Annotated in this window: 12 protein-coding genes; 5 read left to right on the top strand and 7 right to left on the bottom strand. The window is 66.8% G+C overall.

What is annotated here, in order from left to right; genetic code table 11:
* Together VIG90_RS09885 and galU are read left to right on the top strand one after the other, a co-directional pair.
* The coding region (locus VIG90_RS09885) for a DUF4175 family protein (RefSeq protein ID WP_331593339.1) at positions 1–2191 on the top strand (2191 nt) is incomplete at its 5' end.
* 130 nt (positions 2192–2321) lie between these two features.
* On the top strand, positions 2322–3197 hold the full coding sequence (galU, locus tag VIG90_RS09880; protein ID WP_331593338.1) for a UTP--glucose-1-phosphate uridylyltransferase GalU: 876 nt from the start codon (positions 2322–2324) through the stop codon (positions 3195–3197).
* A gap of 94 nt (positions 3198–3291) precedes the next feature.
* On the opposite strand, the gene VIG90_RS09875 is transcribed toward galU, so the two are convergent.
* Positions 3292–3840: a CDP-alcohol phosphatidyltransferase family protein gene (locus VIG90_RS09875; RefSeq protein WP_331593337.1), complete on the bottom strand. Its 549-nt coding sequence runs from the start codon at positions 3838–3840 to the stop codon at positions 3292–3294.
* 116 nt (positions 3841–3956) lie between these two features.
* Here VIG90_RS09875 and VIG90_RS09870 point away from each other — a divergent pair, with 116 nt between their 5' ends.
* The 3 genes from VIG90_RS09870 to VIG90_RS09860 all read left to right on the top strand — a co-directional run bounded on the left by VIG90_RS09870 (position 3957) and on the right by VIG90_RS09860 (position 6107).
* Positions 3957–4388 carry a TIGR01244 family sulfur transferase gene (locus tag VIG90_RS09870; RefSeq protein ID WP_331593336.1) on the top strand — a complete coding sequence of 144 codons (432 nt, stop codon included), beginning with the start codon at positions 3957–3959 and terminating at the stop codon, positions 4386–4388.
* A 70-nt stretch (positions 4389–4458) separates the two neighbouring features.
* Positions 4459–5343, top strand: a complete 885-nt coding sequence (locus VIG90_RS09865) for an NADP-dependent oxidoreductase (protein ID WP_331593335.1) — start codon at positions 4459–4461, stop codon at positions 5341–5343.
* An 80-nt stretch (positions 5344–5423) separates the two neighbouring features.
* Positions 5424–6107 carry a trimeric intracellular cation channel family protein gene (locus tag VIG90_RS09860; RefSeq protein ID WP_331593334.1) on the top strand — a complete coding sequence of 228 codons (684 nt, stop codon included), beginning with the start codon at positions 5424–5426 and terminating at the stop codon, positions 6105–6107.
* Between the two features lie 74 nt (positions 6108–6181).
* Here the strand turns inward: VIG90_RS09860 and VIG90_RS09855 are convergent, their stop codons facing one another.
* From VIG90_RS09855 to tldD, 6 genes are all read right to left on the bottom strand, one after another.
* Positions 6182–7492: an ammonium transporter gene (locus tag VIG90_RS09855; protein WP_331593333.1), complete on the bottom strand. Its 1311-nt coding sequence runs from the start codon at positions 7490–7492 to the stop codon at positions 6182–6184.
* Positions 7493–7507: 15 nt separating this feature from the next.
* Positions 7508–7846: a P-II family nitrogen regulator gene (locus VIG90_RS09850; protein ID WP_331593332.1), complete on the bottom strand. Its 339-nt coding sequence runs from the start codon at positions 7844–7846 to the stop codon at positions 7508–7510.
* A gap of 191 nt (positions 7847–8037) precedes the next feature.
* Positions 8038–8892, bottom strand: a complete 855-nt coding sequence (locus VIG90_RS09845; protein ID WP_331593331.1) for a patatin-like phospholipase family protein — start codon at positions 8890–8892, stop codon at positions 8038–8040.
* A 15-nt stretch (positions 8893–8907) separates the two neighbouring features.
* Complete coding sequence (locus VIG90_RS09840) at positions 8908–9342, bottom strand: hypothetical protein (RefSeq protein ID WP_331593329.1); 435 nt, start codon at positions 9340–9342, stop codon at positions 8908–8910.
* Between the two features lie 325 nt (positions 9343–9667).
* On the bottom strand, positions 9668–9934 hold the full coding sequence (locus VIG90_RS09835) for a hypothetical protein (RefSeq protein WP_331593327.1): 267 nt from the start codon (positions 9932–9934) through the stop codon (positions 9668–9670).
* Positions 9935–10034: 100 nt separating this feature from the next.
* Positions 10035–11417, bottom strand: a complete 1383-nt coding sequence (tldD, locus tag VIG90_RS09830; protein ID WP_331593340.1) for a metalloprotease TldD — start codon at positions 11415–11417, stop codon at positions 10035–10037.
* Between the last annotated feature and the right edge of the window lie 73 nt (positions 11418–11490).

The raw sequence follows: 11490 nt of genomic DNA, 5'->3' as shown, positions 1-11490 counted from the left end.
GCCCGGCCTTGTGCGCTGGCTGTGCCTGCTGGCCGTCAGCATCTTCATGTTCTGGACGCTGTGGCGGCTGTGGCGCGAGATCGAATGGCCCTCGCTGCGGCAGGGGCTGGCGCTGGTCGAGGCGCGCTCCGCCCTGCCGCGCGGCCTGCTCGATCTGCTGAACGATCGCCCCGCCACGGTGCAGGAGGAAGACCCGCTCTCCGGACAGCTCTGGGAGCGCGCGCAGGCCGATGCCTCCATCGCCGCAAGACGCGCCCGGCTGCCGCTGCCCCGGCTCGATGTGGTCTCGGCCGATCGCTGGGGGCTGGGTGCGCTGGTGGTGCTGGGGCTCATCCTCGGCACGCTCGTTGCGGGCAAGGACGCGCGCTGGCGCATCAGCGATGCCCTGTCGCCCTACATCACCTCGCTAGCAGGCGTCACTGTCGAGATCGCCGTCACGCCGCCGCCCTACACGGGCCGCCCCGTCGCCTTCCACACGGTGGCGGGAGACGGGCGCATCGCCTTCCCGGCCTATGCGGGCAGCACCATGCGCCTCGTCGCGCGCGGCACGGACAGGCAACTCTCGCTGTCTCCCGCCGAGGGGGACCGGCTCGCCTTCCAGCAGGTGGCGGACGGGCAATCCGTCAGCACCAAGGTTGCCGCCGGCGGCGTCTGGCGCGTGCGGCAGGGGCTGCGGACGGTGGCGGTGCTGGACATCACGCTGGTGCCCGACAAGGCTCCCCGGGTGGCGCTGACTGGCGAGCCCGCGCTCACCGCCACGCAGGCGCTGCGCCTGCCCTACCGCATCTCTGACGATTTCGGGCCGACCCGCTGGTTCTTCGAGGTGACGCGGGAGGAGGAAACCCGCACCTTCACACCGTCCGCGCCGCCCCAGCAGGGCGAGGGCGTGCTCTACATGGACTTCACGCCTGACCCGTGGGCCGGAGAGACGGTGCAGCTGCGGCTTGTCGCCGTCGATGCCGCCGGAAACCGGGGCGCGAGCGAGGCCCTGAACCTGCGCCTGCCCGAGCGGCGCTTCAACCACCCGTTCGCCAAGCGCATCATTGCAATTCGCAAGGAGCTGCTCGCCCAGCCGTCGGCGCGGGCGCTGGCGGGCAAGAAGCTGACCGAGGCCGCAAGCGAGATCGGCGCCTACAACGGAGACTTCAGCGTCTTTACCGGCCTGCGCAGCGCCTTCTGGCGTCTGCGCTACGATCGGGAAGACCCGCGCGGCTGGTCCGTCGCCCGCGTGCTGTGGGATGTGGCCGTGGCCGTGGAGGGAGGGGATCGCGGACGTCAGCTTCAGGACTTACGCCGCAGTCTGGATGAACTGGCCGCCCGCATGGGGCAGGCGAGCGAGGCGGAGATGTCCCAGCTCTCCGAGCAGCTTCTCCAGACGCTCGCGGCCTACCTCAGCCAGATGATGAGCGAGGCCCCGCCCATGTCCCCCAACGGGGCAGACATGTCCGGCAACACACGGATGGTCGATGCCGGAACCCTGGGCGATCTGCTGTCGGACCTGCGGGAGCGCATGGCGGCGGGAGACGAGGCCGGGGCACGGCGCGCGCTTGAGACCCTGCGGTCGCTGGTGGAGAACCTCCAGTCGGCGGGCGGCATGGGCGGCAGCGGCCCCTTGGCCATCGATCAGGCCATGTCCGGTCTGCGCGATTTGGAAACCCAGCAGCGCGAGGTGCTGGGAGAGACCATCGGGGCCGGGCTCAGCAACGCGCTGGGCGGCGGCAGCGAGGCCCTTCAGCGCCTTGGCCAGACCCAGTCGCAGCTCTCGGGGCAGGCAGGCATCCTGTCTGGCCAGTTGAAGGCGGCGGGCGCCAGTGCGCCCTCGGCCCTCGGCGAGGCGCAGGCGGCCATGACGGCGGCGGTCGATGCCCTGTCGCAAGGACGGGTGGAAGCGGCACTTCAGGCCCAGAGCCGGGCCATGGAAGCCCTGGCCGACGCGCAGGAGGCGTTGCAGCGGCAGGCGCAGGCATCCGGTCAGGCTCAGGGCGGCATGTCGCGCGGTAGTCAGGGCAACAGTCTTGATCCGCTGGGGCGGTTCAGCGGCGGCGGGCTGGGGCCGGAATTCCGCCTGCCGGACGTCAGCGAACGCCGCATGGTGGACGCCATCCGGACCGAGCTTGAGGAAAAGGCGGCCGATCCCCGCCGCAGCGCAGCCGAGCGAGATTACTATTTGCGTTTGCTAAGGCAGTTCTAACCCCTTGCCCTTGGGGGCATATCGCACCAAGTAGGCGACACGGAACCGTGGCAGTAACCTGAGCGTCATGGCCAGGCTGCCACGGAACGTCACTCGGGCGTTACCCGCACAACGGCGTGAGAGGAGTAAGATGAAACCCGTCAGAATCGCAGTTTTCCCCGTGGGCGGGCTTGGCACGCGCTTCCTTCCGGCCACCAAGGCCATGCCGAAGGAAATGTTGCCGGTCGTCGACAAGCCGCTCATTCAGTACGCGGTGGAAGAGGCGCGGGCGGCTGGAATCGAGGAAATCATCTTCGTCACCGGCCGGGGCAAGACCGCCATCGAAGACCATTTCGACTACGCGGCGGAGCTGGAGGGCATCCTCAGCAACCGTGAGAAGAACAGCGTTCTGACCGAGCTGCGCGAGATCCCCGGACCGCCGGGCTCCATCGCCTACACCCGCCAGCAGGAGCCGCTGGGTCTGGGTCACGCCGTCTGGTGCGCGCGCCATCTCATTCACAACGAGCCCTTCGCCGTGCTGCTGGCGGACGACCTCATCAAGGGGGACGTTCCGTGCCTCAAGCAGATGGTCGAAGCCTACGAGCAGGTGGGCGGCAACATCCTCGCCGTCACGGACGTGCCGCAGGAGCACACGAACCGTTACGGCGTCATCACGCCGGGTGAGACCAAGGGCAACCTGGTCGAAATCAACGGCATGGTGGAGAAGCCCGATCCGGCGGTCGCGCCCTCGCGCACGGCGGTCATCGGCCGTTACATCCTCCAGCCGGTGGTGCTGGACATTCTCGACAACCAGCAGGCAGGCGCGGGCGGCGAAATCCAGCTGACCGACGCCATCGCCAAGGCGCTGACCGTCATCCCGACCCACGGCCTGCACTTCGAGGGCACGCGCTTCGACTGCGGCGACAAGGCGGGCCACATCATGGCCAACATCGCCTTCGCGATCGAGCGCGAGGACATCGGCCCGGCCGTCAGCCAGTACATCGCCCGTCTTCAGCTCAACGCGTAGGGCGACAATCCAACAGACCTGCCAGCAGACCCGCATGAAAAAAAGGGGCGTCGGCATCAGGGCGGCGCCCCTTTTCGTCGCCCGAGGCCTCCGTTTACGGCACCGGCTGGCGGTGGCGCATCAGGTGCATCAGCCAACTCACGGCATAGAGCAGGCCCGATGCGACGGTGGTGATGGTCACCGCCATCACCAGCGAATTGGGCACCACGAATGCAGGCGGCGTCTCGGCGGCGGCAATCAGGATGGCGAGCATCAGGCCCATCTGGAGGAAGGTTGAGATCTTGCCGATGGCCAGCGGCAGCAGGTCGTGGCCAAGGCCGAAGATCCGGCTGGAGACCGCGCCTGCCAGAATGAGGATGTCCCGGCCCAGCACCAGCAGCGCCAGCCACCACGGCAGATAACCGCCGGCGGCGGCCGCAAGGAACGAGAGGTTGATGAGCGCCTTGTCCGCCAGCGGGTCCAGCATCTGCCCCAGCAGCGTGATCTGCTTCCACCGGCGGGCCAGATAGCCGTCAACGGCGTCGGTAATGGCGCATGTCGCGAACAGTCCCGCTGCCCAGGCCGTCTCGTTCCGCAGGATCAGAACGGCCGCGATCGGCGCCAGAAGCAGCCTGAGCACACAAAGAAGATTCGGCAGGTTCATGCTCGAAGCCCTTTCTGGCCTTCCTGAGCGAGTTCGGATGCGATCTCGCTGGCAACGAAGTGTCAAACACTTAATATAGGTGGCATGAGTTCAGGCTCCAAAGCGGGAGGTAATATATGTTTCGTGTGCTGACGCCCGGCTTCGCGGTCGCAGGCCAGTTGCAACCGGAGGACATGGCCACGGCGGCAGCGCAGGGGTATACTGTCGTCATCAACAACCGGCCGGACGGCGAGGAGCCGGGCCAGCCAAGCGGGGAGGCGATGGCCGAGGCAGCCCAGGCTGCGGGCCTTGAGTATCACTACATTCCGCTGCGCGGCGGCGGCCTGACGATGGATCACATCGACCAGACCGCGGCGGTGCTGGCGGAAGGCAAGGGGCCGATCCTCGCCTATTGCCGCTCGGGCATGCGCTCCTCCACGCTGTGGGCGCTGGCGCAGGCCAAGGCGGGCGGCGATCCGCAGGAACTGGCGGCGCAGGCCGGTGCGGCCGGGTACGATCTGGGCCCTGTGGCGGGCCTGATGGAGCAGTTGAAACAAGGCAACATGTGAGGCGGTTGTGAAGGCAGCCTATTACGCACGGTTCGGTGGTCCGGAGCTTCTGAATATCGGAGACCTTCCCATGCCGGAGCTTGCCTCCGGCGAAGTCCTGATCCGTGTACGGGCTGCCGGCGTCAACGCGCTGGACTGGAAAGTGCGGGAAGGGCTGCTGAAGAGCCGTCCCTATGCCTTCCCCATCATCCCCGGCTGGGAAGCGGCGGGAGAGGTCGTCTCCACGGGCGAGGGCGTCACCGGCTTCACGCCCGGCATGCGCGTCATGGCCTTCACCAAGAAGCCGGTATTCCAGTGGGGCGCCTGCGCCGAATACGTCAGCGTTCCCGCCGAGCAGGTGGCGCCAACCCCTTCGCACCTTGATGATGTTGAGGCCGCAAGCCTGCCGGTGGCGGGCCTGACGGCATGGCAGTCGCTGGTGGAGTTCGCCCGGCTTGAGGCTGGCCAGACGGTCCTGATCCATGCTGCTGCCGGCGGCGTCGGCTCTTGGGCCGTGGGCATTGCCCGCCAGCGCGGCGCAACCGTGATCGGAACCGCGCGCCCGGAGAATGCGGACTATGTGCGCGGCCTCGGCGCGTCGGCGGTGGTGGACTACCGCGCGGCCGACGTGAAGGAGCAGATCATGGCCCTCGCGCCGGACGGCGTTGACGTGGTGCTTGATGCCGTCGGCGGCGAGGCGCTCAGACTGTCTTACGAGGTGATCAAGCCCGGCGGCGCGATCGTCGGCCTTGTCGATGCGCCGGACCATGATCAGTGCGCGCACAAGGACCTGTCCGCGACGCGCCTGATGGTGTGCCCGGACAACGGCCAGATGGCCGAACTGGCCGCGCTGGTGGCAGAGGGCAAGATCCCGCTGCCCGAGATCAGGACCATGCCGCTGGAAGACATTGCCGAGGCGCACCGCCTCAGCGAAGCCGGTCACGTGCGCGGCAAGCTGGTCCTGACCGTTTTCTGACGTTTTCTCCGCATCGACTCGCGGCGTTAAGTGATCGCGACAGGGGGGGCACTGTCGCGGATCTAAGGGGGAGGTCGCACGTGGTTGCACCGGAAAACGTGTTCATGGCGCTGGACTATGCGGGCGTTGCCGTCTTTGCGGCGACGGGGGCTCTGGCCGCCGCCAAGATCCGGGGCGATATTATCACCTTCGCCTTCTTTGCGGCGGTCACCGGCGTCGGCGGCGGCACGCTGCGTGACGTGCTGCTTGATGTGCCGGTGTTCTGGGTCCGCAGCCCCGGTTATGTGGCGGTGTGCCTCGCCATGGCGGTGCTGGTCTGGTTTACCGGCGGCCCGCGGCGCTGGCGCGAGCAGGCGCTGCTGTGGCTCGATGCCGTCGGGGTGTCCGGCTACGCCATCCTCGGTGCCTCCAAGGCGCTGGCGGTTGGGGTCCATCCGCTGATCGCCGCCATCATGGGCATGCTCACCGCCTGCTTCGGCGGCGTCATCCGCGATGTGCTGGCACGGGAGCCCTCGGCCATCATCAAGCGCGAAATCTACGTCACGGCGGCAATTCTCGGTGCGGGCAGCTATGCGCTGCTGGTGACGCTGGGTGTGATGCCACGCTACGCCATGGTCATCGCCTTCTCGGCAGCTTTCCTGCTGCGCTCCGGTGCCATGGTCTATGGCTGGTATCTCCCGGCCTTCCCCGACGCGCAGGCCCCGCCCCGTATCCGCTCGCGCCTCTCTGAAGACGAGAGCAAGCCGGGCGAGCAGAAGTCCTGAACACATAAAAGAAGGGCTGGAGGTCTTGCGGCTCCCAGCCCTTTGAAGTGTTCACGCTATGGGGATGATCAGGATCAGTAGTGGTAGGCCCGCTCGCCGTGCGAGGAGAGGTCGAGGCCTTCCCGTTCCTCGTCGGTGCTGACGCGCAGACCGATGGTCTTGTCGATGAGGAAGAACAGGATCAGCGAGACGATGGCGCTCCAGCCGATGCCGACCACGGTGGCCACGGTCTGGGTCCACAGCTGCGAGCCCATGTCGAAGCCGTCGATGCCGGTGCCGCCGAGGGACGGGGCCACAAGCACGCCGGTCAGGATCGAGCCGACGATGCCGCCGACGCCGTGGATGTTGAACACGTCCAGCGAGTCGTCATAGCCGAACCTGTTCTTGATGGTGGTGCAGAAGAAGAAGCAGATCACCGAAGCAACCGCGCCGAGGACGATCGAGCCGACCGGACCGGCGAAGCCCGCGGCCGGAGTGACCGCCACCAGACCGGCGATGACGCCCGAGACGATGCCGAGCAGCGAGGGCTTGCCCTTCACGGCCCATTCCACGAACAGCCAGGCCAGAGCCGCGCCGGCGGTTGCGGTGAAGGTGTTGATCATGGCCAGCGCCGCGCCGCCGCCCGCAGCGGCTGCCGAACCGGCGTTGAAGCCGAACCAGCCCATCCACAGCAGGGCGGCGCCCACCATGGTCAGGGTCAGGGAGTGCGGCGGCATGGCTTCCCGGCCGTAGCCGATGCGCTTGCCGAGCATCAGGCAGCCGACCAGACCGGCAACGCCCGCGTTGATGTGAACCACGGTGCCGCCCGCGAAGTCCAGCGCGCCGTCACCCTGCAGCCAGCCGCCGCCCCACACCATGTGGGCCATCGGTATGTAGGAGAAAGTGAACCACAGCGCGGAGAAGATCAGCAGCGCCGAGAACTTGATGCGCTCCGCAAACGCGCCGACGATCAGCGCCGGGGTCAGTGCCGCGAAGGTCATCTGGAAGCAGACGAAGACCAGTTCCGGAATGGTGCCGGAGACGCTGTCAGGCGTGATGCCCGCCAGGAACGCCTTGGAGAGGCCGCCGTAGACGGCGTTGCCCTCGGTGAATGCCAGGCTGTAGCCGTACAGCACCCACAGGATCATCATCAGGCAGCCGATGGCAAAGACCTGAACCAGCACCGAGAGCATGTTCTTGGTGCGCACGAGGCCGCCGTAGAACAGGCCGAGGGCCGGCACGATCATCATGGCCACCAGCACGGTGGAGATCAGCATCCAGGATGTGTCGCCGGTGTCGATGACAGGCGTTGCCTCCGCGGCGTCCTGGGCGAAGGCCGCTCCGGCGGCCAGCGCCGTGCCGAGACCGGCCGCAGCGCCTGCAAAGTGACGAAGAAGTTTCTGCATGTTGCTACCCTTGTCCTACAGAGCCAGCTCGTTGCGGTCGCCGGTGCGGATGCGCACCACCTCCGACACGTCGGTGACGAAGATCTTTCCGTCGCCGATGGTGCCGGTCCGTCCCGCATGCTGGATGGCCTCGATGCCGCGCTCTGCCATGTCGTCGGCCACCACCAGTTCGAGCCTCAGCTTGGGCATCAGGTTGGTGGAATATTCCGCGCCCCGGTAAATCTCGGTTTGACCCTTCTGCCGGCCGAAGCCCTTCACCTCGGTAACAGTCATTCCCTCCACGCCGATGGCGGTGAGCGCGTCGCGCACCTCATCGAACTTGTAGGGCTTAATGATCGCCGTGATCAGTTTCATGCCCGCCTCCCTGTTGACCGGCGGATCGGAAATCGCCGGCTCGAGGGTGCATTGCAGGAGGCGTGCCAAACCGGGGCAGTGACTGAAACTGCGCGGATTACCAAGGATGAGGGAAAGGCTGCGGCCCAATCAGGCCCAGAGATTTGCACATTAATTGTGCATCAAAAGTTTTATGACTAAATTATATGCATCTAGCGCGTATCGAGCGCTTCGATCTGGCCCCACGCCGCTTCCGCCGCGCGTCGGCCCGCCTGAATGAGGTCTTCGGCCCGGGTGAAATCCCCCACGTCGATGTGGCCGATCGCGGGCGTGATCACCAGATCTGCCGGGTTCGCTGCCAGCACATGATTGGCGAGGGACGAGAGCAGCAGGCCGAGCGAGGCGCGGGTGGTGCGGATGGCGGAGACGCGGGCCGTACCGGCCGCCTTGCGGAAACCGGCGGCGGCGGCGCGGTGCACATAGTCGCCCTGCAGATTGACCGCGATGACCGGGCAGGCGCTGATCATCCGCGCGGCCGAGACCGGCACCGGATTGACCAGTCCGCCGTCCGCCAGCATGCGCCCCTCCCGCAGGACGGGCTTGAAGATGCCGGGAATGGCCAGCGATGCGCGCACCGCCTCCACCACCGGGCCGTCCCGCAGCACGATCTCCGAGCCGGAGATGAGGTCGGCCGCCACCGTGGCGCAGGGCAGGGGCAGGTCCTCCATCAGCAGGCCGTCGAAATGACGGCGCAGCTGCCGCTCGATGGTGCGCCCGCCCAGCATCCCGCCCCGGAAGCTCACGTCCAGATAGCGCAGCACGGTGAGCGACGTGGCGGAAAGGGCAAGCTCTTCCAGGGCATCCAGCTTGTTGGCGGCAATGCAGGCTGCCACCACCGCGCCGATGCTGGTGCCCGCCACGGCGTCGATGCGCACGCCGCGCTCCACGAGGGTGCGCACCACGCCGATGTGCGCCCAGCCCAGGGCGGCGCCGCCGCCCAGCGCAAGGGCAACGGTTGGCAGCGCCCGGTTCGGGGGCTGGTCTTCTGGCGTCTGGTCCGGAGACACAGGAATGCGCGGCGCTTAGAGCTGGCGCATCATGAAGTCGCCTGACTTGCACATGGCCGTGAACTGGGCCGAATCCCGCAGCACGTCGGGTGCTGTCTTCACCTCGCACGGCATGAAGCCGTATTGGGAGAAGATGTCTTCTTCATCATCCGTGAAGAGATAGAGGGTCTTCACACCCTCGCGCCGTGCGCAGGCTGCCAGTTCTTCCAGCATGGTGCCGCACAGCCCCTGGCCATGATGGCAGCTCGTCGTGAGGAACGAGCGCAGGATCGCAGCATCCCCGTGAATTTCCATGCTGCCGACAGCAACCCGCCAGCCGTCGTCATCAACAAATGCAAAGAATTTTCGGTGATCGCCGGCCAGTTCACCTGCCAGCAAGGTATTATGCGCCAAAACCGAAGATAGGGCGTCGTAGTCCTCCCGCGGGATCGGGACCATCTTCAAGCTCATGGTATTTCCCTCCTCGCTCACTAGAGGGTAGTCCATCGTTGGCTCGTTCGACAATGGTGTCGTCAGGCACCGGTCCGGGCGCCGTCTGATTATTGCCAAGCCTTTTTGTCAAATGCCTGGAGAAAGGAATTGTTTCTCAAGGGGATTTGTACGGCCCGGCAGAACACCGTTCGTCTGACGCCTGCCCTGAATATGGCGGAAATCAGCCGAATTACGTCTCATGTTTTTAGCAACATTCGCGCGAATCGGGGCGGCAGGCCAACTGTGATGCCGATCGATGCGTCCGTTGAGACGGGCCTGACCGGCGTTTCCAGGCGGCTCGCCGTCAGCTCTCCGGCACGTCATCCGCACCCTCGGGCGGCGGGCTTTCCCTCAGCAGCAGGGTCGCCTGCTCGGCTTCCTGCACCGGAACGTGGAGAATGACGCCATGCATGGTCGGGTCCACACCGGCCAGCACATGGGCGCTGTTTTCACCTTCAATACCGGGCGTCAGGCCGTAGGCTTCCAGCATGGCCTTGGCGAGTTGGGCCTCGGCCAGATTGCTGAAGCGTCCCACTTCAACCCAGTCCGTTTCTTCCGGTAGGTCTGGCAAGCGTGTCTCCCGCATCTGTTTTACGAGCCCCGAAAGCGGATCGGGGCCCGTGAAGTAGAATGCTCGGGAGACTGTTTCGTTCCAGAAAGGGCTTGATTGATCAGCCGGTGCCGCCGACGGTCAGGCCCTCGATCAGCAGGGTCGGCTGGCCGACGCCTGCGGGGACCGACTGGCCGCCCTTGCCGCACACGCCGATGCCCGGATCCAGCGCCAGGTCGTTGCCGATGGCCTTCACGCGGGTCAGCACGTCCGGCCCGTTGCCGATGAGGGTCGCGCCCTTGAGGGGGCGGCCCAGCTTGCCGTCTTCCAGCTCATAGGCTTCCGTGCACGAGAACACGAACTTGCCCGAGGTGATGTCCACCTGTCCGCCGCCGAAGGTCTTGGCGTAGATGCCCTTCTTCACCGAGCCGAGGATGTCCGCAGGGTCGCGGTCGCCCGCCAGCATGAAGGTGTTGGTCATGCGCGGCATCGGGGCGTGGGCGAAGCTTTCGCGCCGTCCGTTGCCGGTGGCCTTCACGCCCATCAGGCGGGCGTTCATGCGGTCCTGCATGTAACCCTTGAGGATGCCGTCCTCGATCAGGACGGTACGCTCCGTCGGCGTGCCTTCGTCGTCGATGGTGATCGAGCCGCGCAGGCACTCCAGCGAGCCGTCGTCCACCACCGTCACGCCGGGAGCGGCCACCCGCTCGCCGATGCGGCCCGAGAAGGCCGAGGAGCCCTTGCGGTTGAAGTCGCCCTCGAGGCCGTGACCGATGGCCTCGTGCAGCAGCACGCCCGGCCAGCCCGGGCCGAGCACCACGGTCATCTCGCCCGCGGGCGCGGGCACGGCCTGAAGGTTCACCAGCGCCTGCCGCAGGGCTTCGTCCGCCGCGCCCTGCCAGGTGGCGGGGGAGAGCAGGCGGGAGTAGTCGTGGCGGCCGCCCAGCCCCTCGAAGCCGGACTCGCGCCGGTCGCCGTCCTGCGCAATCACCTGCACGTTCAGGCGCACCAGCGGGCGCACGTCCCATGCGCGGTAGCCGTCCGGCCGCAGGATCTCGATGACGGTCCACGAGCCGATGAGCGAGGCCGAAACCTGCACCACGCGCGGGTCCTTGTTGCGCAGGTAGGCGTCGATGTCCGCCAGCAGCTTGGTCTTGGTCTCGAAGGAGAAGCCGTCGAACGGGTTGTCCGGCTGATAGAGCATCCGGTTGGTGCGCGCCGGGGCGTCGGCCCAGCGGGCCTCGCGCCCGGTGCGGATGGTTGCAACCGTGTCGCCCGCGCGGCGAATGGCGTCCTCGGACAGTTCGTTGGCGTGGGCAAAGCCGGTGGTCTCGCCCAGCACGCCGCGCAGGCCGAAGCCCTGCGTCGTGTCGAAGGTAGCGCTCTTCAGCCGCCCGTCGTCGAAGCCGAAGGACTCGGACAGCGTGTACTGGAGGTACAGCTCGCCGTCGTCGAGCCCGGACAGCTTTTCTGCCACAAGGCTGGCGACCCGAGCCTCATCCATCTCGGTGCGGGTGTAGAACAGGTCCTGGGCAAGAGCGGCGGAAGTCTTCGACACGGCTGTGGTCCTTTCATCC

The sequence above is a fragment of the Pedomonas sp. genome, from assembly GCF_036515995.1.
Taxonomy (GTDB): domain Bacteria; phylum Pseudomonadota; class Alphaproteobacteria; order Sphingomonadales; family Sphingomonadaceae; genus Pedomonas.
Note: the sequence above shows the minus strand (reverse complement) of the source record. Positions and strands in the feature narration are given on the sequence as shown.

Coding starts and splice junctions, on each gene's coding strand:
- galU (WP_331593338.1), top strand. CDS start 2,322: ATGAAACCCGTCAGAATCGCAGTTTTCCCCGTGGGCGGGCTTGGCACG.
- VIG90_RS09875 (WP_331593337.1), bottom strand. CDS start 3,840: ATGAACCTGCCGAATCTTCTTTGTGTGCTCAGGCTGCTTCTGGCGCCG.
- VIG90_RS09870 (WP_331593336.1), top strand. CDS start 3,957: ATGTTTCGTGTGCTGACGCCCGGCTTCGCGGTCGCAGGCCAGTTGCAA.
- VIG90_RS09865 (WP_331593335.1), top strand. CDS start 4,459: ATGCCGGAGCTTGCCTCCGGCGAAGTCCTGATCCGTGTACGGGCTGCC.
- VIG90_RS09855 (WP_331593333.1), bottom strand. CDS start 7,492: ATGCAGAAACTTCTTCGTCACTTTGCAGGCGCTGCGGCCGGTCTCGGC.
- VIG90_RS09850 (WP_331593332.1), bottom strand. CDS start 7,846: ATGAAACTGATCACGGCGATCATTAAGCCCTACAAGTTCGATGAGGTG.
- VIG90_RS09840 (WP_331593329.1), bottom strand. CDS start 9,342: ATGAGCTTGAAGATGGTCCCGATCCCGCGGGAGGACTACGACGCCCTA.
- tldD (WP_331593340.1), bottom strand. CDS start 11,417: ATGGATGAGGCTCGGGTCGCCAGCCTTGTGGCAGAAAAGCTGTCCGGG.